The 21,202-nt window shown below is 40.8% G+C and carries 16 protein-coding genes; 4 read left to right on the forward strand and 12 right to left on the reverse strand.

The genetic code is table 11. The annotated features are described in order from the left end of the window. Positions 1–48 precede the first annotated feature (48 nt). Positions 49–1,797, reverse strand: coding sequence for an alpha-amylase family glycosyl hydrolase (locus tag LJE12_RS02270; RefSeq protein ID WP_227226458.1), 1,749 nt, complete (start codon positions 1,795–1,797; stop codon positions 49–51). A 361-nt stretch (positions 1,798–2,158) separates the two neighbouring features. Between LJE12_RS02270 and LJE12_RS02275 the strand changes: the two genes are divergently transcribed. After that, positions 2,159–2,665 carry a hypothetical protein gene (locus tag LJE12_RS02275; protein WP_227226457.1) on the forward strand — a complete coding sequence of 169 codons (507 nt, stop codon included), beginning with the start codon at positions 2,159–2,161 and terminating at the stop codon, positions 2,663–2,665. A gap of 150 nt (positions 2,666–2,815) precedes the next feature. Next, positions 2,816–3,943 carry a ComEC/Rec2 family competence protein gene (locus LJE12_RS02280; protein WP_227226456.1) on the forward strand — a complete coding sequence of 376 codons (1,128 nt, stop codon included), beginning with the start codon at positions 2,816–2,818 and terminating at the stop codon, positions 3,941–3,943. Positions 3,944–3,976: 33 nt separating this feature from the next. On the opposite strand, the gene LJE12_RS02285 is transcribed toward LJE12_RS02280, so the two are convergent. Continuing rightward, a complete protein-coding gene (locus tag LJE12_RS02285; protein ID WP_008703099.1) occupies positions 3,977–4,456 on the reverse strand; it encodes an acyl-CoA thioesterase in 480 nt (159 codons plus the stop codon). 367 nt (positions 4,457–4,823) lie between these two features. Here LJE12_RS02285 and LJE12_RS02290 point away from each other — a divergent pair, with 367 nt between their 5' ends. Both LJE12_RS02290 and LJE12_RS02295 read left to right on the forward strand, forming a co-directional pair. Continuing rightward, positions 4,824–6,209 (forward strand): citrate/2-methylcitrate synthase, encoded by a 1,386-nt coding sequence (locus LJE12_RS02290; protein ID WP_022381230.1) that lies wholly within the window; start codon positions 4,824–4,826, stop codon positions 6,207–6,209. Positions 6,210–6,551: 342 nt separating this feature from the next. After that, positions 6,552–8,408 carry a serine hydrolase domain-containing protein gene (locus LJE12_RS02295; RefSeq protein ID WP_227226455.1) on the forward strand — a complete coding sequence of 619 codons (1,857 nt, stop codon included), beginning with the start codon at positions 6,552–6,554 and terminating at the stop codon, positions 8,406–8,408. 128 nt (positions 8,409–8,536) lie between these two features. Here LJE12_RS02295 and eno read toward each other — a convergent pair whose 3' ends face one another. From eno to LJE12_RS02345, 10 genes are all read right to left on the reverse strand, one after another. After that, on the reverse strand, positions 8,537–9,841 hold the full coding sequence (eno, locus tag LJE12_RS02300; protein ID WP_420314557.1) for a phosphopyruvate hydratase: 1,305 nt from the start codon (positions 9,839–9,841) through the stop codon (positions 8,537–8,539). Between the two features lie 358 nt (positions 9,842–10,199). After that, positions 10,200–11,501, reverse strand: a complete 1,302-nt coding sequence (locus LJE12_RS02305; RefSeq protein WP_227292025.1) for a M56 family metallopeptidase — start codon at positions 11,499–11,501, stop codon at positions 10,200–10,202. Between the two features lie 13 nt (positions 11,502–11,514). Then, positions 11,515–11,901 (reverse strand): hypothetical protein, encoded by a 387-nt coding sequence (locus LJE12_RS02310; protein ID WP_026648658.1) that lies wholly within the window; start codon positions 11,899–11,901, stop codon positions 11,515–11,517. 294 nt (positions 11,902–12,195) lie between these two features. Next, positions 12,196–12,456: a heavy-metal-associated domain-containing protein gene (locus LJE12_RS02315; protein ID WP_227226453.1), complete on the reverse strand. Its 261-nt coding sequence runs from the start codon at positions 12,454–12,456 to the stop codon at positions 12,196–12,198. A gap of 72 nt (positions 12,457–12,528) precedes the next feature. Then, the gene (locus LJE12_RS02320) at positions 12,529–14,031 is read right to left on the reverse strand and encodes an FMN-binding protein (RefSeq protein ID WP_227226452.1); all 1,503 of its coding nucleotides are present in this window, start codon (positions 14,029–14,031) and stop codon (positions 12,529–12,531) included. A 131-nt stretch (positions 14,032–14,162) separates the two neighbouring features. Beyond that, entirely contained in the window at positions 14,163–16,052 is a 1,890-nt protein-coding gene (locus tag LJE12_RS02325; RefSeq protein ID WP_227226451.1) for a penicillin-binding Tp47 domain C-containing protein, read from the reverse strand. Positions 16,053–16,302: 250 nt separating this feature from the next. After that, positions 16,303–17,337, reverse strand: a complete 1,035-nt coding sequence (locus LJE12_RS02330) for an FAD:protein FMN transferase (protein ID WP_227226450.1) — start codon at positions 17,335–17,337, stop codon at positions 16,303–16,305. 131 nt (positions 17,338–17,468) lie between these two features. Beyond that, positions 17,469–18,245 carry a 4Fe-4S binding protein gene (locus LJE12_RS02335; protein ID WP_227226449.1) on the reverse strand — a complete coding sequence of 259 codons (777 nt, stop codon included), beginning with the start codon at positions 18,243–18,245 and terminating at the stop codon, positions 17,469–17,471. Continuing rightward, positions 18,242–18,838 carry an FMN-binding protein gene (locus LJE12_RS02340; RefSeq protein WP_227226448.1) on the reverse strand — a complete coding sequence of 199 codons (597 nt, stop codon included), beginning with the start codon at positions 18,836–18,838 and terminating at the stop codon, positions 18,242–18,244. The genes LJE12_RS02335 and LJE12_RS02340 overlap by 4 nt, the downstream gene beginning before the upstream one ends. Positions 18,839–19,050: 212 nt before the next feature. After that, positions 19,051–21,027, reverse strand: a complete 1,977-nt coding sequence (locus tag LJE12_RS02345; RefSeq protein ID WP_173703633.1) for an Ig-like domain-containing protein — start codon at positions 21,025–21,027, stop codon at positions 19,051–19,053. Between the last annotated feature and the right edge of the window lie 175 nt (positions 21,028–21,202).

Below are 21,202 nucleotides of genomic sequence, written 5' to 3' on the forward strand. Positions count from 1 at the left end.
CTCTTTTATTAATGAAAGAAAAGATGAAAAATACTGACGATAATCTGATCAGTGGAAGCTCTTGAGCCAGTTTACCAGAGAATCATGCCAGATATTATCATATACTGTTTTCTTCATCTGGTCTGTAACAGGGCCGTTACCTGCCATTTTGGCAAGGATTGCCTGCTGTAATTCATCTACAGTCATGTCTTCCGGGGATTTATTCATATCTACAATTACTGTCTTTTCCTTTTCAGCAGCGGCTTCCGTATTTTCCGGAAAACTGTTTTCTGCTGATATGGCTGAAGTATCGGCAGTTTTTTCAGGCTGAATATCTTCTGCTTTTGCTGCTGCGGTTTCTTCTGCTGCGGTTATTGTTTTCTGTGCAGGAGACTCAGTCTGTGTGGAAGTTGTTTCTTCTGTTTCTTCCTGTACTTTTTCGATATCTGCAGTTTCTGTTTTTACTGGTATATATTCTGGCATTTCACCCGCCGGAATCCAGATTTCACCGCTGTTTGCGGCTACTGTTACATTGATATGTCCACCCTGAACAGATACTTTACGGCCTGTGAGGGTTCCGATATATTCTGCACAGTTTCCTGCCGGAAGGCTCATATCTGCTGCATTATCATCGTTATTTACGGTAACGATCACACGTATTCCGTCAAGGTCACGGGCAAATGCAAACTGACGGTTGGTAAGCTGAAGTTCTGCGTAGCTTCCGTAGCTTAATGCAGGTGTATGCTGTCTTACCTTTCCAAGCGCTGCGATCAGGGCTGTACATGGATTCTTCTGTACTGCATCTGCATAGTCTTTGATATCCAGAGCCGGTCTGAGGCTGTCATCGGAGAATTTCTCTTTCTTTCCTTCAATACCGAACTCAGAACCGTAATAGATACTTGGTACACCCGGAAGTGTATAGAGTAAGACATGAACAGGTGCAAAATGTGCTTTATTTGAAAGCTTGGTATAAATACGTTCTACATCATGGTTGTCCACAAAGTTGTAGAGATCAAGATTTCCCATATTCTGGAGATATTTTACAGTATGTGCGATTTCGAAATAGTTATGATCGTTATGTCCGCTGTAGAGTGCTTTATGCAGGGCATAGTTTGTTACACTGTGGAGCGTTTCTCCATTTACCCATCTGCTGTAATCGCCATGGATCACTTCGCCCATAAGCCAGAAATCTTCCTTTACTTCTGCTGCTGTACGGCGCAAGGCACGCATGAAATCGAAATCAAGAACGTCTGCTGCGTCAAGGCGGATTCCATCTACATCAAATTCTGATACCCAGAAACGGATCACATCACAGATGTAATTCTGTACTTCCGGGTTTCTCTGGTTTAATTTTACCAGAAGGTTGTATCCACCCCAGTTTTCGTAGGAGAAGCCGTCGTTGTATTCCGTATTCCCTCCAAAGTTCACATTGCAGTACCAGTTGAGATATCTGGAATGTTCGCGATTTTGCTGAATATCTTTAAATGCAAAGAAATCACGCCCTGTGTGATTGAACACACCATCGAAAATAACTTTGATTTCTTTTTCATGACAGGCTGCCACGAAGTTTTTAAGGTCTTCGTTCGTTCCGAGACGGGAATCCAGCTTCTTGTAATCTGTGGTTTCATAGCCATGTCCTACACTCTCGAATAAAGGTCCGATGTATAATGCTGTACATCCGATTTCTCTGATGTGGTCGATCCATGGAAGTAATGTGTTCAGACGGGAAACAGGAGCACTGTAGTCATTGTGCTTCGGCGCACCGGTTAAACCCAGTGGATAGATGTGATAGAAAATTGCCTCATTATACCAGCTCATAAATGACACCTCTGTTTTTAAATTTATAATTTCAATTTTATGGGGGATTTTTTTACCCTGATATCATACAGGAAAGAAAATAATTAGATAAACTGTATTAAAGTTGAAATTATATTCATACAATTCTTATAATAACAGATTTTTCAGACAGAATCCAGTTTTTTTTCAATTTTTGCTTGTATATCTCGGGATTTTGGCATATTCATGACAAAACACCTCGCAGGATAGTGATGGATGAACAGTAACTTAAAATTTACTCTACAAAAAAATCCACTTAAGGTATATAATATTGCTGTAAATAATCTGGATATGCATAGAAATAGAAAGAAACAAACATAGATAAGCAAGGAGAATATAAACTATGAGACATATAGATGAAATTCAGATTGCCGGAACTGCAATCCTGCTTTGTGGCGCGATGTTTGCGGTTTCTGCTGTGGCACCTACCGGTAATACAGTGTCAAAAGCTGTTACAAACTTTACGGAAGCTCCGGAAACTGCTGCTGAGGCTCAGGCACAGGCCGAAGCTCAGGCTGAAGAGGATGGATTTACCATTTATACTCAGGAAAGTAACTATGATTCTGATTATGACAACAGTTATAATGATACTTCTTACGATGACTCTTCTTATAATACTGATACGACGCAGGACGGTTCTCTGGATGATACAGGGCAGGAGAATGATAATGCAGATACAGGAGATGGATCTTCTGATGATGGAAGCAGCGATCAGACATCGTCTGACGATACAGGGGATGATTCTTCCGATCAGATTGATTATCCCAGTGACGACAATTCCGGTAACGAGACAGATGGTTCTCTGGATAGCTCTGACACATGGGAAGATAACGGAGAAGAAGTTCAGTAGATAGATTATTAATCGATTGGACGCAGGACTTCACGCTAAAGCATTTTCAAACACGATCCAGGATGGACTGGATTGTTTGTATTATAATTATGTTTTTGTTTCTCAATAAATGGTATAATCAAACTGTTATTAACATTCAGGAGGCTTTTTATGAAGAAACAAAACAGGTTACTATCACTAATTCTATCTCTGTTCCTTCTGCTGTTTACCTTAGTTCCGCAATCAGCACTGACGGTAAAAGCTGAAGGCAACAGTGAGATGGCAGTTCATTTTATTGACGTTGGACAGGGAAATGCCATCTTAGTACAGTCCGGAGGACAAAATCTTTTGTACGATGGCGGGGATCAGAGCCATGCTGATCTGATCATCTCCTACTTACAGGAACAGAATGTGGAAAACATTGACTATATGATCGCTTCTCACTATGATGAAGATCATATCGGCGGTCTTGTTCCATGTATAGACAATTTCTCTGTAAGTAATATATCCGGACCAGACTATGTACATACTTCAAATTTATTCAATAATTTTATGAATACTGCCACTGCAAATGCAATTATCGTACAGTATCCTTCTGTAGGTGAAACATTTGATTTTGGCACCGGAAGTTTCACTGTTCTTGCACCGAATGGTATCAGCCAGAACAGTAATGATAACTCTCTTGTAATCAAACTTGAAAATGGTTCAAATAGCTTTATTTTTACCGGAGATGCAGAGGAAACCAGTGAACAGGATATGATCAGTACAGGTATGAACCTTGACTGTAATGTTCTTTCTGTTGGTCATCATGGGTCTGCAAGTTCAACTACCTGGGATTTCCTTGAGGCAACTTCTCCATCTTACGCAGTCATAAGCTGCGGAATCAATAATCAGTATAATCATCCGTCAGCAGATACAATGGGACGTTTATCAGATATGGGAATCCCTGTATTCCGAACAGATAAACAGGGTACGATCATTGCAGTCTCCGATGGAACAAATATTTCCTGGTCACAGGAGCCATGCAATGATTATTCTTCCGGAGACTCCTCTGTAAATGCTTCTGCAGGTGGCACTGGTGGAAACTCCTGGCAGGAAGAAACTACCACTTCTGATCCGGTACCTGAACAGGAAGAATCCAACAATGCAGATGTAGGAACAATGGTATGGATCCCTGCAACCGGCGAAAAATATCACAGCATTCCCAACTGTGGAAGAATGAACCCGGATACAGCCAGACAGGTATCCAGATCAGAAGCCGAAGCTATGGGATACGGACCTTGCAGTAAATGTTACTGATAAACAAAAACAGCCGCATTTGCGGCTGTTTTGTTAAAATCCTTCCTGTCTGCGGATTTTCCAGAGTTTTGCACGTTTCTGTGCAGCTTCATTCTCTATCTGCTGAGTAACTCCCTCAATGATAAGTCCCGGTACTTCCACAGGATGCTGATGTTCATCTGTTCCAACCATAATAAAATATGCGCGGTTGATCATGGTTCTGGTTCCATCAAGGGCTTCACAGTAAGTATCAATACGTACTTCCATGGAAGAACGTCCCACATGTGTAAGCCGTCCGATGAGAACGATGGTATCGTTCACTCTGGCTCCGGCTTTGAAATACATATTGTCTACTGCAACAGTTACCACATTCATTTCCGCATGACGCTTGGCAACAATACCTGCTGTTTCATCAATCCATGCAAGCAGCTGTCCGCCAAACAGATAACCTGCGGCATTCAGACACTTTGGCATTAATAAATGAGACTGCTCTGTTAAGGAGTCCTCAACTCGTTTCATTTTTCTTTCTGACATTTCTTTTCTCACTTCCCCTTTATCATGCTTTCTGTTGGCTATTATAGCACGTTCTATGATTTTGTGTTATATTTTTCATAATTTTCCTTCTGTATAATTTTAAAGCGTTATCACTTTAATATGATTGTATGAAAAAAAATACAATCTTTGTCTTGCCTTTCCCATCACTTTACTGTACAATGTTTAAATAGGTACAAATACAAATGTTCGCCATAGTAAAACACTGATCGCAAGGATGCATCTGCAATTCACTGTATCAGTGTTTTTTAATAAAATTCACTATAATATGCATTATTTACGAGTATTGCTATAAGTGAACTTGCGAATATTGCTGTAGATAAATAACGGGGAAATGAGGAATGATATTATGGAAAAACATGAAATGATGAGTCTGGAAGATTCCGGACAGCTTCGTGACAAAATGAGATTCTTTGAACAGGAACTGCTCAAGAATCATCATATCGATCCAAATCTGTATGTAGAATATAATGTAAAAAGAGGTCTTCGTGACTCCGCAGGTAAAGGTGTCCTGACAGGTCTTACAGAGATTTCTGATGTTAATGGTTATAATCTGATCAACGGCAGACAGATTCCGGCTGATGGACGTTTATACTATCAGGGAATCAATGTACAGGATATCATCAGTGGTCTGAACGGAAGACGTTTTGGATTTGAAGAAACAATTTATCTTCTGATCTTCGGTAAGCTCCCTGATAAGGAAGAACTTTCCAGATTTCTGGATATGATGTCTGATATGGAGGAGCTTGGCGGTCGTTTTGTCCGCGATGTTGTTATGAAGGGAACCAATGCCAATATTATGAATGCCATGCAGCGTTGTGTTCTGGCTCTCTATACATATGATGACAATCCGGAAGATATTTCTCCTGAAAATGTACTTCGTCAGTCTCTGGAACTGATTGCAAAGCTTCCTGAAATTGCCGTATATTCTTACCATGCATATCGCCATTTCAGAAAGGATGATACCTTATTTATCCGTAATCCGCAGAAGGGGCTTTCTCTTGCCGAGAACATTCTTCTTATGCTTCGCCCGGATGGAAAATACACAGAACTGGAAGCAAAAGTTCTGGATATTGCACTGATCCTGCATGCTGAGCATGGTGGCGGTAATAACTCCACTTTCACCACTCATGTGGTAACTTCTTCAGGGACAGATACCTACTCTTCTACTGCTGCATCCATCGGATCTCTGAAGGGACCTCGTCATGGTGGAGCAAACCTGAAAGTTCAGAATATGTTTGCTGATCTGAAGTCTCATGTAGATCAAGATCACTGGGATAACGAAGATGAAATCATAACTTACCTCAAGAAGGTTCTGAATAAAGAAGCATTTGACCATGCAGGGCTGATCTATGGTATGGGGCATGCAGTCTATACACTTTCCGATCCTCGAGAAGTGATCCTGAAACGCTTTGCCCAGGCACTTGCTGAGGAAAAGGGAATGACAGAGGAATTCGAGCTTTATAACAGAGTAGAAAATATTGCCGGCAAACTGATTATGGAACATAGAAAACTGTTTAAGAATGTCTGCGCAAATGTGGACTTCTACAGTGGATTTGTATACAGCATGCTTGGTATTCCGGAAGAATTATTTACTCCGATCTTTGCTATTGCACGTATGCCGGGCTGGAGTGCTCACCGTCTGGAAGAACTGATTAATGCAAATAAGATCATTCGTCCTGCTTACAAATATGTAGGACATCATACAGATTTTGTTGCTTTTGACGAAAGGTAAACAGATGAAACTTATTACTGGCTGCGGTTCATTCCGCAGCCGTTTTATTATGTCACTAAAGTGAGCTTCCCGCAGGAAGAGAATCCTGCGCTACTGTCCACTGGTAATATCGTTACTGTTCACTCCGTTCACAGTAACGTAGCCAAAATTCATTCCAGATTGCCTGCGGCAATGGAATTTTGGCTTGTATGTCTCGGGATTTTGGCATATTCATGCCAAAACACCTCGCGGGATAGTGGTGTGTGAACAGTAACGTAATATCCTTTCTCGTAAAAATATAATTTGCATTTGTTGTATGAGGTCTGTATAATCAAAATAAATCCGAAAAAGGAGGTATTCTCTATGGCAAAAGAACAGATTGCGGTTGCAGAACTGGTTTTAAATATGATCCTTGGGAAGACAGGCGGTACACGGGTAGATTATTTCCCACAGAAACCGGATTTTCCGTTTGATGCAGTTTATGAGCAGGCATTTGTGCGTGCCACACCGGAGAGTCAGGGAATCTCCTCTGATCTGTTTGCTGCCCTTCTTCGGGAACTGGATGCTTCCAAAGATACGGAAATGCATCATTTTATGGCACTGCGTCATGGCAAGGTAATCTGTGAATGTAATTTTGCACCATACCCTAAAGGAATGTGGCATATTACACATTCCATGTGCAAGAGCATCACAGGTATGGCAATCGGCATGTTGATCGAAGAGGAAAAATTAAAGCTCGATGAAAATATTTATGACATTTTTCCGGATCATATAAATGCCTTTTCAAAGATTTTCCGCCCTGTGATCACAGTAGAGAATCTGCTGACCATGACAAGCGGCATAACTTTTAATGAATCAGGTATCGTGTCCGGAAATGACTGGCTTGGAAGCTTTCTGAATGCATCTGTCAATGGAAAACCCGGAACGGAGTTTCAATATAACAGTCTGAATACTTATGTTCTTTCTGCAATCGTGACGAAACGTACAGGAGAAACCCTGACCGAATATCTGACTCCGAGACTGTTTGGTCCTCTTGGTATCACGAAATATTACTGGGAAACCTGTCCGAAAGGAATTACAAAAGGTGGCTGGGGACTGTTTCTCTGTGCAGAAGACATGGCAAAACTTGGCCAGCTGTATCTTCAGAGGGGAAAATGGAATGGTCAGCAGCTGGTGTCTGAATATTGGATAGAAATATCTACGGCACGACATCTGAAAACTCAGAATGACACCTATGGATATGGATATCAGCTATGGATGGAACAGCGCCCGGGAAGCTTTGAATATAATGGAATGCTGGGACAGAATGTTATTATTTATCCGGATATGGATATGGTTCTTGTCACAAATGCCGGAAATAAAGAAATGTTTCAGGACTGTATCATGCTGAATATCATTCGGAAATATTTCCCTGTTAATTATCATCCCGCCGATGTTCTACCTGAGAATCCACTCTCCCATAGTCTTCTGAAACGGTTGTGCGGAGAACTGGAAAATGGAGAAAATAATAACAGAAGTACTTCTCTGCGCGGGGGATGGAAAAGAAATGTAGTTTCCAGAAGGAAGCATTCAGATAAAAAATACAGCTACCGTATTTCAGCAGCCGTTGATCGCCCATCTGATCATCACAGTTTTATGCGGGCTGTAAGCGGCAGAACTTATGTTATGGAACAGCAGAATATTGGAATTGCGCCGTTGTTTGTGCAGGTATTCCACAATAATATGACAGATGGTATTTCTGAAATTTCTTTTACTTATGATGCGGGAAACTTTTGCGTTTCTTTTACCGAAGGTGAGGTGATCCATAAACTTCCTGTTGGATTTGGAAAGGCTGCGGATGGATGTGTTGATCTTCATGGAGAACATTACCTTGTAGCTACACTGGGAGAATTTGCAAGAGATGAAAACGATATCCCTGTGTTAAAACTGGAGGTTACTTTTATCGAAGAATGTGTGAAACGAAGGGCGCACATTTTCTTTCATGAAGATAATGGAATTGAAATCAGATGGAACGAAACACCCGGCAAAAAAATGATTCTGGCAGGACTGAGTTCTATTACTGAAGAACTGTCAGGAAACTTCCTGTATAATTCGCTTCTGGGAGATCATAATATTACGACAGAACTGCTGCACCGGCTTATGGAACAAACGATTGAGCCTGCTGTAAGGGGATATCTGAAGAGACCGGAAGAAACAGGCAGTATTGATACGGATGAGTGAATATAATAAAGTCTCATATACAAAAATGCATTTCTCACTAAACGATTCAGATGAGAAATGCATTTTGCATTTTACAGGTTTATTTTATTTATGGTATGTATTATTTACGCGGATTGCCATAGTTCTGTTTAGTCCTGTTTCACATTGAAAGCTTTCATTCCCGGATATACTGCGCTTGCGCCGAGTTCTTCTTCGATACGGAGAAGCTGGTTGTATTTTGCAACACGTTCGGATCTGCTGGGAGCTCCAGTCTTAATCTGGCAGGTGTTCAGTGCTACTGCAAGGTCTGCGATTGTTGTATCTGCTGTCTCGCCGGAACGATGAGAAGAAATTGCGGTGTAGCCTGCTTTGTGAGCCATCTTGATTGCTTCCAGTGTTTCAGATACGGAACCGATCTGGTTTAATTTGATCAGGATCGCATTACCTGCGCCAAGACTGATACCTTTTGCAAGTCTTTCTGTATTTGTAACAAACAGGTCATCACCGACAAGCTGTACTTTGTCGCCAAGTCTGGCTGTAAGTTTCTGCCATCCTTCCCAGTCTTCTTCATCCAGGCCGTCTTCGATAGAGATGATCGGATATTTTTCGCATAATTTAGCCCAGTGCTCAATGAGCTCTTCGGATGTATACTCTGTGCCGGCTTTTGGAAGTTTATAATATCCTTTGCCTTTTTCACTCTTCCATTCAGAGGAAGCAGCATCCATGGAAATCCTGAAGTCTTTGCCTGGTTCATATCCGGCTTTCTTAACTGCTTCAAGGATTGTCTCGATTGCTTCTTCATCGGATTTCAGTGCAGGTGCGAAACCACCCTCATCACCTACTGATGTAGCAAGTCCGCGTTCTTTCAGGATAGAAGCAAGTGCGTGGAAGACTTCTGCACACCATCTTAAGCATTCTTTGAAGGAAGGTGCTCCAACTGGCATGATCATAAATTCCTGTACATCCAGACCGGATGATAATGCGTGGCATCCACCGTTTACGATGTTCATCATTGGAACTGGAAGACGGTTTCCGGATACTCCGCCAAGGAAACGATACAGCGGAATCTCAAGAGAAGTTGCTGCTGCTCTGCAGCATGCGATAGATACTGCAAGGATTGCATTTGCTCCAAGTTTGGATTTATCTTTTGTTCCGTCTGCTGCAATCATAGCTGCGTCTACTGCATAAATGTCACTTGCATCAAGACCTTCGATTGCTTCGTTGATTGTTGTGTTGATATTCTCTACTGCTTTCTGTACGCCTTTTCCAAGGTAACGAGCTTTATCTCCATCTCTTAATTCCAGAGCTTCGAATTCACCTGTAGATGCACCGCTTGGAGCTGTTCCTCTTGCTACAGTGCCGTCCATCAGATATACTTCTGCTTCTACTGTCGGATTTCCTCTGGAATCCAGAATTTCTCTTCCAATTACTTTCTCAATTTCTAAGTACATGATAAATCCCCTTTCTGGTTTTGCATTTGGACTCCTGGTACATCGCAACTGGGATGTACCGGGTGGATTATATCTGCAGTACGGCCTTCAGCATAGCCGTGAGTTCAACAAGCACAGATGCAATCCATTGTTCCGAAGGTTTCAGCAGGTCTTCGGATGGAGTTCAAATGATTGATTCACGCTAGAGTTTGTAATGCCTAACTCTACTGGTTAGTATATACTAACTTTCGTCGAAATGCAAGAGTTACATAGGGATGATATTGAGAAAGTATTTCAGAAATGTATTTCTATAAAATTAATAAAAAATTCCAGTTAACTTAATAAGTAGCTAACTGGAATTGTATTTTTGATATAAATAATTTTAATAATTATGTGTGCACTTAGTTGAAGTTATCGTATGTGAATATTTTTTATTTGCTAAATAACCACATTTTTTACAACGCTGGCATGTATATACTTTTACAGTGCATCCACCAGAACTATTAGGGGCATGTGCATAAAATTTTCCATTCACCATGCTGTGGGTACATAAAGCATAAGTTTCTACTGATTCGTCACATGCTATTAGAATACCGTCATCACCGACAAAGATACTATTACTTTCTGAAAAATCAAGAAAATCAATTTCATCAAATTCTAAATCATTATATGCAAATACATCGAAAGAATCATCAGACATGGTATCCTCAAAGCTTATATCAGATGACGGCATTGCTTCATACGCCAACACCGTCCCGGCTCCAGCCACAATTGTCAGTGCTGACACTGCTACCATAATCCCTCTCTGCAACAACCCTTTTCTCTTTTCTTTCATCATGTAGTTAATCCTCCTTTTTATTGTTTTAAAATCTTTTCCTTCTTTATCTTTTTTATGTCCGGAAAGATTATTTTTCCATACAACCGGACGTATGTCCGAAGTTGAGGCTTCTAACACCAGCAGTTTGGCGTAGTCTTTGCGTTTTTCTTTTGTACAGCCTTCTACTGCCGCGCTGTCACTGACTATTTCTGCTGTATCGATGTAAAGGAGAAGTAAAAGATATGCCACAGGGTTCATCCAGTGTACACACAGGACAAGGAGACATAACAGTTTTACTAAATTGTCGTGATTCTTTAGATGGGCATCTTCATGTTTATATACCATGACAAAATCAGGATGCAAAGGGAAACTTTCCGGAATTACAATCTTCTGATGAAAAAAGCCGATGGTACATGGTCCATAAGTATCATCCGGAATCAGATAATAGGTAAGATTATTTTCCGGATCTTCTTCTTTTTCAAAAATGAAATTATTGATAGAATGTGCACTTCTCCAGTATTTGATGATTTCATAAACCGCAAAGATAACAATTCCACTAAGCCAGAGCTTAGCCATAATATCAAACCATTGCGGCATCCATATGTATTCTCCCTTTCGCTCAGTCCAGAAAGATAAGGAGTTGGATAAGTACAGTTGAGCTTCTTCGTTAAAAAGAGCCTCTGGATAGACTTCTTCAGGTATCAGATATTTTATCAACTGTATCGGCACCAGATAAAAGAAAACACCTGTCAGCAGTAATCTTCTTCCGAGAATGTAATTATAATTTTCACGCTGAATCACATATAAAAGCAAACAAATCACAACAGGAATACTTCCTGAAATGGACATACAGACTAACAGTTCCATTTAAAACATCACATCATTTCTTCTTAATGTATTCTAATAAGAATTCTTTCTCTTCCTCTGTAAGTTTCTTATCAGAGATTAGAGCGCTGACAAGGGTTTTCATATCAGAGACTGTATATCCTGATACGGATGGTTTGGAAATCTGTGTAGATTTGACAGTTTCCGTCTCGCCCTTTTCTTTAGCAAATTTGTTTAATTTATCATACAGATAACTGTTTCTCAGTCCAAGGATAAACATAGTTCCCGGATAAAGTAAAGATACTGTTGCAGCACCGATCATATATAAGGTAAATTTATGTGTATCGTCTACAGGAGGTTTGCTCATAAAATTGATAAAGAAGCAAATACCGGAACATAAGGTAAATAAAATCCAGCAGACAAGTTCTATTTTTCTTTTCATTCTTTCATCTCCTGATTAATCAGGCAGATAGAGTCATTTGTCTCACCTGATTCGGTTAAGTAATTGTAAATTTCTGTCACTTCTTAACTACAAATAGTCTACCATGTTTTGTACAAATTAAGCAACTGATTTTTGGGAATTTTTCAGACTTTTTAACGCCATTATTCGAGATTTGTCGAGAAATCAATTTGTTGGCACAGAGAAAGCCAGGCAAAAACTGCAGTATAATCTGCAAAGTTTCTGCCTGTTTTTTTAATAGGTTTATGATTTAATGATATTTACTGAACATGCTCATTATTTATGCAGAAATGAAAACAGACCTTTCTTTTTTTCATAAGGTTCTGAACTGATACCTTTTACTTCATATCCTGTTGCGCTGATGGCTGTTTTTAGCTTTGCTTCGTCTACAGGTTTCTCTGAGATGATCACAGTTTCCCCTTTGCTGTGGGAAGAAGTAACTTTATCCACATGGAAAGCTTTTCTCACTGCATCGTTTACGTGAGATTCGCACATTCCGCACATCATACCGTCTACTTTTACAGTTGTTTTAATCATATTGTTGTCCTCCATTTTTACATTATAAGTTAGAAATAGCCAGAGCATATGATTTTTTCTCTTACAATAATTTTATGCCAATGCCTGGGCAAGTGCTTTCTGAATTGCTCCAAGGATTCCTTCTGAGGAATAAGTGGCACCGCTTGCAGCATCAATTCCGTCTGCCGACTGATTTCCCATAATCTGAGGATAAATAGTTTCCCATGCATAATCAAAGTACTCAGGTGAATCACTGTTACTCTGTTCAATAGATGCAATCTGACCGCCCTGAATCGTTACGGTTACATTTACTCTTCCACTGTATCCGTAGCTTGAGCCTGTATAAGTTCCGTCAATATATGGTCCTGTAGGTTCCGGCGTAGGCTCCGGAGTCTCTTCCGGTGTTGGTGTGGGAGCCGGTGTTTCCTCTGGTGTTGGAGTAACTTCTGGAGTCGGAGTTTCTTCCGGTGTCGGGGTTGGGGTTGCCTCAGGAATTGGCGTAACTGTTACTTCTGGTGTTGGAGTTGGTGTCACTTTTGTGGTGCCTTTTTCTGCCTGCTTCTGAATATCTTTCATTGCGTTTATGATACCCTTTGAAGAGTAGGTTGCACCACTGACAGTATCAATGCCATCGACAGACTGATTCTGAATGATCTCATTTTCCAGGATATCCCATGCTTTCTTAAAGAACACAGGGGTATCTGTATGCTCTGCTTCCAGAGACTTGATCATACCTTTTTTAATCTTAGCTGTCAACGTAATTGTCCCACTGTATCCTTTACCGGTTCCTGTATAGGTTCCGTCTTTGTAAATCTGTTCGTCTCCCGGCTTCGGTGTTGGAGAAGGTTTCTTTGTAGGTTTCGGTGATGGAGTGGGAGTTGGCGTAACAACTGCCTGGTTTCCTGACGGAATTGCCTGTGACAATGCATTCTGAACCGCAGTAATAATTCCGTTTGAAGAATAAGTGGCACCACTGACTGCATCTACGTTCGGAGACTGGCTTGCAAGAATTTTGCTGATCACACCCTGTGCATTTGCAAAATAGGAGGCTGTTTCACTTGATGCATCTACAATATTGATAGCTGCAATTTTATGGTCAGTGACAGTTACCTGAACAGTGATCGTTCCTCCGAAACCGGTTCCGGAGCCTGTATAGGTACCGTCTGCATATCCACCGGCAGGAACTTCTGTAGTTGGTGTGACTGTGCTTCCTGCACCACCCCCTGCTGTACCTCCATTTGCAGAGGAACCTGTAGATGAATTTTTCTTTGTTCCTGTTTTAATCTTACTTGTTTTTTTTGTCTTTTTTGATGTTTTTGAAATTGAGGTTCCATTGGTTTCAGAAGAGTCTTCTGAATCAAAATCCTTACCTGCAGTTCCTTGTGAAATCAATTCTTTAATCTCATCAGTAGACATAACATTATTATCGGAAACTGATGTAGTCTCCACAGGACTTTTATCTGCCTGATAACAGGTTACACAGACTGCTGCAAAAACTGCTGCCGCAGGAATAAGCTTTAACCATGGACGGAAACTGTCCTGTTTGGGTTTCATTTCCGGAGTCTTATTATTTTTCTGCTCATTATTTTTGTCCATAAATTTCTCCTTCTTCAGTAGTTTCAGGAAATTATATTCAGGTGATTACTGTAATAACTGTATAAAGTTTTACAGTTGAAAAGAAATCCTGCCCTTTCTGTGGGATACAGGATTTCTTTTCTCAGCTCAGATTATTTTACAGTTACTTTAACTGTTTTGGTTACACCATTGCATGTTACTGTGATTTTGGCAGTACCCTTTTTAATACCCTTAATTGTACCATTGGATGATACTGTAGCAATTTTCTTGTTGCCGGATTTGTATGTAACTTTTCCTGACGGAGTTGCTTTTGCTGTGATCTTAGTTGTTTTGCCGACTTTTACAGATGCAGATGTTTTGTTCAGTGTAAGAGTTGGATTTTTAACTGTTACTTTGCAGGTTACCTTTACATCTCCGCATTTAGCTGTGATGACTGCACTACCTTTTGCTTTTGCAGTAACTTTACCGGTTGTTTTGTTTACGGCTGCAACTTTTGGGTTGCTGGAAGTAAATGTAACTTTTGGTGCATCTGCTCCTGTTACAGTTGCCTTCAGTGTAGTTGTTTTTCCTTTGTAAACAATGGCTGTTTTCTTGTTGAGAGTTACTGTTACCTTCGTATCTGCTTTAACAAGAGCCTCTACTGCTGCGTTCAGATGAGTTGTAGCTTCATCAACCTCTGCCTGAGTTGGCTTTTCTTTTGCAAGAAGATCCTTTGCTTCCTGAAGCTCTAACTGCATTGCCTTCCAGGAATCTGCTGTGTAATCTGCTTCTTTTAAGGCTTCTGCTTTTTCTACTGCTGCTTTTAATGCTGTTGTATCTGCTTCTCCTGCTTCCGGTTTTACGATGTTTGCATCTGTTGCATTAACTTCAAATACAGTATCTGCATATCCCATTGCATATACGGTGATTTTCCATTTGCCGGTTCCATCTGTTCCTTTTGGAAGCTGGCAGCGGTAGGAATCTGTCAGACCAAGCTGGATTCCCATTGCCTTGTGCATCCAGTTATCTGCTGCAAATTTTGTTCCGTAAGATGCCAGAACTTTATTACCATTTCCGTAGTAATCCCATTTTACAGCATACATTTTAGCACCAAGAGCACCATATCCGTCACCGGTAATGTCTACTCTTAAGAATTCACCGTAGCTTCCGCTTGCTTCTTTTACTGTTGCGGTAACATTGGATGCTGTCTGGAGTGCCTGATCTTTAAGTCCGGAACCTGTACCGTTTGTTCTTGCTTTGAATGTGAATGTTCCATCAGAACCTTTTACAGCTTCTTTTAAGCCGTTTGTTTCAGCGGTAACATCAGCAACTGCACTATAGGACTGTAAATTATTTTCTCCAAATCCTCCGGCAACTGTGCTTCCGTCTTCCACAACCTTGAACTGGGATTTGAAGGCTTCATAATCTTCTGCTTTTACTGCGACAGGTACATATTTCAGGCCTACTACGTTATAATGGTCGAATTCTACAACACTTCCATCAGCTTTTGTAATCTGTCCTCTTTCAGGCTGATTCAGCTTTACAGTTGTTCCGTCTGTAAGAACTGCATCATTAGCTGAGGTCCAGTAGGAAATCTCATAAGAACCGCCGTTTTTGTCATACATGATTGCTTCACACTGGTAGCTTCCTCTGTGCAGGCCATGGTTTACAGTAGCTCTGGTTACTGTGTCGAAACCGCCCTTGTCAAGTTCATCATGGCTGTCTTTTGTTGCATTGGAAGCTGTGTTTGCAGCATTGTAGACTCCCTCAGATGCCCAGTACTGTGCCCATGTCAGACCTGCATAGACATATTTGTAGCCTGTTTCTGCTGTTGCAGCGAACTCATCTTCTGCTGCTGTCTGATCGTCAACAAAAGGTGTTTCCTCATCGCCTGCGAAAGCATCAGCAGTGTCATCTGCTGCATTAAACTCATCTGCCTGTGCCTCAGTCTCCACAGCAGTATCAGATGTAAAATCCGCAGCCATAACCGGTAATCCTGAAACCATCATTGCTGCACTTAAAATTGCAGGAGCTGCCATTTTGATTAAATTTCCCTTGCGCATACCTTTAAATCCTCCTGAATATGAGTTAATAAATAGTTACTGTTCACACACCACTATCCCGCGAGGTGTTTTGGCATGAATATGCCAAAATCCCGAGACATACAAGCCAAAATTCCATTGCCGCAGGCAATCTGGAATGAATTTTGGCTATGTTACTGTGAACGGAGTGAACAGTAACAATAAATATATTTCCAAACTGTCCGGAAAACTGAAATTTTTGACAGTTCAGAGATCTTTATATAAGATAAACCTATTCACCGATGGAATAAGTATCTTTCAGTAATTGAAATCTTTCTTTCATGCCTTCCGTCATCCAGACATGATCAGAATCATCTACGAACAGACCGTCTGCATTGTATTTCTTCAAAAGTTCTTCTGCCTTTTCTTTTCCCAGTACAAAGCATGCAGTGGAAAGTCCGTCTGCATTCAGGCCGTCATCACACACAACCGTCACAGATGTGAGACCGCTTCTTGCAGGATATCCTGTAGCAGGATCCAGTATATGATGATATCGAACACCATCTTCTATAAAGTATTTTTCGTAATCTCCGGAAGTAGATAAAAATTCAGTACCGTTCAGAGTAACTACTCCAAGGTAATCACCTTCTGTGTCCCGCGGATCAGTGACAGCTACCTGCCAGGCTGAGCCGTCGGGTTTGCTTCCATAGCTCATAACACTGCTGCCGCCCAGATTCAGGATCATGCCTGATACATTTTTATCTGCATCAAGAATCTTCTTTGCTGCATCACAACCAATTCCCTTACCTGCAGCCCCCAGATCAAGAGTTACTCCCTTTGGCATGGTAACTTTATTTCCATCCAGAGTCACCTTGCCATATCCTACATTTTCAAGCATGGAATTTAATTCATCATCTGAAGGAATGTGTGGATCCTCTCCGTCAATGTCCCACAGGCGGATCACTCTTCCCATAGTAGGATCCATGGCTCCGCCAGAAGCTTTCGACAAATCCAGTACCTGTTTTAAACAGGTGGCAGTTTCATCAGATACCGTTGTTGTATTCCCGGCATTTTGATTGATCTGGTATATCTGAGAACTTTCTTTTGTCCAGGAGATCCAGTTCTCTTCTACATCTTTTAATGCAGAGATTACGTCTGCTGTGATATCCTCACCTGTTGTGTAAAGAGTCTCTGATACTACGGTGTCCATAGCAAAGTCTGTTTTGGTGTATGTGTTTATTTCAGAGTTTCCCCATACAGTCCGGGATGCACATAAAAGGGAGGCTGTAATAAAAAGTCCCAGTACAAAAGAGTGTCTGTTTGTCATATATTTTCTGATTCCTTATCCTCTTATTGTTGTTTCCAACTAACTCTATAGACTATATCACTGTATGGATGGTATGTCTACCAATATAGTTAGTTCTTACTAATCAAATTTTCTCAATAAGTTAGCAGTTGCTATTTTTTATCAATAACAGTGCCTGTATGAATATTTTTCCTTGGGCAGACTGCAGTGCAGGCGTGACAGCAGATGCATTCCCCTGAATGTGCAGTATCACCGTCAATATCCAGGTGTGCGGGGCATCTCTTCTTACAGAGAGTGCACTTTTGCGCACAGTTTGGACGATTTCGTTTGAAAAGTGCTCCCGGAATAATCGGCATGATTGCAAATACTGCTCCCATGGGACAGAGAAACTGGCAGAAGAAACGCTCCTGTGTACACATTCCGACAATGATCAGGATCAGCAGAACTGTTCCCACAATGTAGGTAGATTTCGGCAGTCTGCCTGTTGTAAGCATGGAGAATACATCCCATGGACTCATTCCCTGTAATTTAGAATAGAATCCTGTCATGCAGGAAAGAAGCAGGAACGCAAGGAGTACATATTTTACTTTCTGCAATCTGTGTACCCATTCCTCCGGATATCCATGTTTTTTCTTTTTTCCAAAGCATTTCGCACGGATAAACGCGGTAAGCTCATACAGAGCATCTCCCAGTGAGCCAAACGCACAGGCATAACCGCAGAAATGACGCCCGAACAGAATGGTAATAATTAACAGTAACGCCGTAATATCCAGAAAAGAGTTCCAGGTTACGCTCTGCTGTCCTCCGATTGCAAGAAAGATGGATTTGACTCCTGCAAATGCCGTAGAAAAAAGGGAGGGCGCTGCTATAAAAAATATAAGCTGTATGGCGGCACGGATCAGCCGTACCTTTCGTTGTTTCTTTTTCATGCGTTTTCCGCCTTTGATAATGCGTCATTTACTGCTTCTAAGATACCTGTAGAACTGAAAGTTGCTCCGGAAATGGTGTCAACATCTGTGCTCTGCTCGCTGATGATGCTGTTTATGACATTCTCGCCCTGTGACAGATAAGCACTGTCCTCACCCGGCGCACTGACTACACTGACTGCTGTAATAGTATCGTCTTCCAGAGTTACCTGGACTGTGATGGTTCCACCGTATCCGGTTCCTGAACCTTCAAAATTACCGTTCTTATATACGTTGTCAGAATCATCAGTTTCTTCAGAATCTGCCTGATCTGTATTTTCTTTATCCTCTGTGGAATCTTTTTTGGATTTATTATCAGCTTCTGAAGAGGCATCAGAAGAAGCATTACTTTCTGCTGCTGTTTTCTGTTCCTCATAAGTTTCCTTTAATGCTGTAAGGATCTGGTCCTGCTGTTTCTCCAGATTCTCTGTTTTTACAGTCAGGTCTGCAATATCCTGGGACTGTTCCTTATCTTTTACTGTTCCGTTATAGAAAAATACCGCCATGATGATCAGCAAAAGTGTGATCAGACGCAGATAAAAGTTTTGATTATTCACGTTGTTTCCTCTCCTTCATTTTATTTTTGCCGGATATGATATCGGTTTTAAATGAAGCAAAACTTAATCATAACTAACTTTAAAAGTGTATCATTTTCGTATACAAAAATCTATATACAACAGATTCTGCTAATGTTGTTTTTTTCTCATTAAGATGACCCCGGAGCAAAACCCGAGGTCATTTATTGTGTGAACTATTTATCTGCTATCATTTATTTTACTTTTACTGTAAATACTTTTTTAACTCCGTTGCAGGTTACTGTAATTTTGGCAGTACCTTTTTTCTTTCCTTTTACAACGCCTTTGGAGCTTACTGTTGCAATCTTGGTGTTGCTGGATTTGTAAGTAATCTTTCCGGCTGGAGTTGCCTTTGCGGAAATCTTTGTTGTTTTTCCTGCTTTTACAGTTGCTGAAGTCTTTGTAAGTTTCAGAGATGGATTCTTAACTGTTATCTTGCAGGTTGCTTTGTATTCTCCGCAGGATGCTGTGATCACTGCTGTTCCTTTTGCCTTGGCAGTTACAACACCTTTGCTGTTTACAGCAGCCACTTTTGTGTTGCTGGACTTCCATGTGATTTTATCTGTAAGGTTTGTTGTAACTTTGAGAGTAGTTTTTGTGCTGCCTTTTGTATAAAGAGTCTTGGAAGAAGTATTTAATTCAAATGTGTTTTCTGCTTCTTTGTAAGTAAAAGTAAGATTATTCTTATATCCCACAGCAGTTATTTCGAAAACAGTTGTGTCTGTCACCTGAAGATCTGTGAGATCAAGAGTTCCATCTTCTTTTACAATGATTTTGCTTCCTCTTCCTGTTGCGGCATATTCTGTATCATCAACTTTTACTTTGCTGATGCTCTTAATGTATGCAGAGAACTCTTCTGCTGTAATGCCTTTTGCTGCAACCAGTTTTGTCTCGTTACTGTCATAAGAAGCCGGCATTTTGTCTGTATTTACTGTAAATTCAGTTACAATGGCTGCATATTTTCCGCTGGCATCTGCAATTTCAACCTTATGTGTTCCCAATGCAAGAGCTCCAACTGCAAGTTTTCCGTCTGTGCAGGAAACCGCTGTTCCGTCTACAGTATACTGTGCCTTGAAGTCTGCCGGCAGAGCCTGGTCAAAGGTAACTGCTGCAGATGAGTCTGTATTCATAATATCTGCCACTGTTGCCTTGATTCCTGTAGTTGTCTGCACCTTTACATCCGGAACATCAAAAGTGATCATGCCTTTATCTGTGTAATAAGTAACGCTGTCAATTGTTTTTCCCATGATTGATTTATAATGCGCAGAAGAAACAGGGCATCCGTGAACTTCTGTTGTATATCCTGTACCCCAGGCAAGCATACTTCCACGCCAGATATTCTCCAGATGACGCAGGCCATAGTTGGTTCCGTCTGTAGTATTTACAGTTACACCATAGATTTTATCTGTGTTTGTATCAATTACTGCTGCAAAAGCCTCATTGTTAAGATCAAGCTCATAATCACCGTATTTTGTTTCTGTTTTTAATGTAGCATCAATAGTAACGTTTTTTGTCTGGGCACCTTTCATTGCTGAGAAAGAATAGCTGCCATCTGCATTTACAGTAAGTTCTTTGTAATAAGACGGTGTTTCGCTTAAAATGTAATAAGAATAAGAGGCATTTTCAATCAGGGAATCTTTTCCTGTATAGGTGTTGCTGCTTGTCTGTCCTCTGTTTGTCACTGTGATCGTTACAGAGTCGGAATCTGTGACCTGCTTCTGGTCTTTCAAAAGGGAAAGATCACTGACCTTTACAGGGAAAGTAACACCTGTTACATCGGTTCCATTGGGGTCTACGTGATAAGCGGAATTTCCGTTCATCATACCTGCTGTTCTTGATTTATTAAGAGTTGCAGATGTGAAAGCATCAACTTTTACATCATTATTTTTCAGTTCTGCCTTGTAGAAATCATCGTATGGAATATTCATAAGCACATAAGCTTCGCCCTGCTGTGCTTCTGCAGCAAAAGCATCCTGGACATCTTCGGTGGTAAATTCTTCCTGCGCATCCTCGGCGGCAAACTCTTCGGAAACAGAGAAATCTGTGCTGTCTGTAAGTACCTCACTGTCTGTGAAATCAGATGCCAGAACTGCATATGGCATGCTGGTCATAGCAACTGCGGCACTCATTACAACAGGTGCTATTTTTTTCATAAGTTTTTTGTTTGTCATGTTTTTCTCCTCTTCTAAAATTTTTTTGCGGAATCACTCTTACCAGAGGGTTAATCAACTTATTAACCAAAGGGATTTTACTTTTACCAAAAGGGAGTGACTTCTGCCAAAGATATTCATATAGGATTGCTATAGGTAAGCTGTCGGCAGTAATCATGTGAATTAGTCACTACTA

The sequence above is a fragment of the Blautia sp. DFI.6.71 genome (genome assembly GCF_020593585.1).
Taxonomy (GTDB): Bacteria; Bacillota; Clostridia; order Lachnospirales; family Lachnospiraceae; genus Blautia_A; species Blautia_A wexlerae.

Coding starts and splice junctions, on each gene's coding strand:
- LJE12_RS02325 (WP_227226451.1), bottom strand. CDS start 16,052: ATGCGCAAGGGAAATTTAATCAAAATGGCAGCTCCTGCAATTTTAAGT.
- LJE12_RS02270 (WP_227226458.1), bottom strand. CDS start 1,797: ATGAGCTGGTATAATGAGGCAATTTTCTATCACATCTATCCACTGGGT.
- LJE12_RS02275 (WP_227226457.1), top strand. CDS start 2,159: ATGAGACATATAGATGAAATTCAGATTGCCGGAACTGCAATCCTGCTT.
- LJE12_RS02285 (WP_008703099.1), bottom strand. CDS start 4,456: ATGTCAGAAAGAAAAATGAAACGAGTTGAGGACTCCTTAACAGAGCAG.
- LJE12_RS02345 (WP_173703633.1), bottom strand. CDS start 21,027: ATGACAAACAAAAAACTTATGAAAAAAATAGCACCTGTTGTAATGAGT.
- LJE12_RS02330 (WP_227226450.1), bottom strand. CDS start 17,337: ATGACAAACAGACACTCTTTTGTACTGGGACTTTTTATTACAGCCTCC.
- LJE12_RS02310 (WP_026648658.1), bottom strand. CDS start 11,901: ATGAAAAGAAAAATAGAACTTGTCTGCTGGATTTTATTTACCTTATGT.
- LJE12_RS02280 (WP_227226456.1), top strand. CDS start 2,816: ATGAAGAAACAAAACAGGTTACTATCACTAATTCTATCTCTGTTCCTT.
- LJE12_RS02315 (WP_227226453.1), bottom strand. CDS start 12,456: ATGATTAAAACAACTGTAAAAGTAGACGGTATGATGTGCGGAATGTGC.
- LJE12_RS02320 (WP_227226452.1), bottom strand. CDS start 14,031: ATGGACAAAAATAATGAGCAGAAAAATAATAAGACTCCGGAAATGAAA.
- LJE12_RS02335 (WP_227226449.1), bottom strand. CDS start 18,245: ATGAAAAAGAAACAACGAAAGGTACGGCTGATCCGTGCCGCCATACAG.
- LJE12_RS02295 (WP_227226455.1), top strand. CDS start 6,552: ATGGCAAAAGAACAGATTGCGGTTGCAGAACTGGTTTTAAATATGATC.
- LJE12_RS02290 (WP_022381230.1), top strand. CDS start 4,824: ATGGAAAAACATGAAATGATGAGTCTGGAAGATTCCGGACAGCTTCGT.
- LJE12_RS02305 (WP_227292025.1), bottom strand. CDS start 11,501: ATGGAACTGTTAGTCTGTATGTCCATTTCAGGAAGTATTCCTGTTGTG.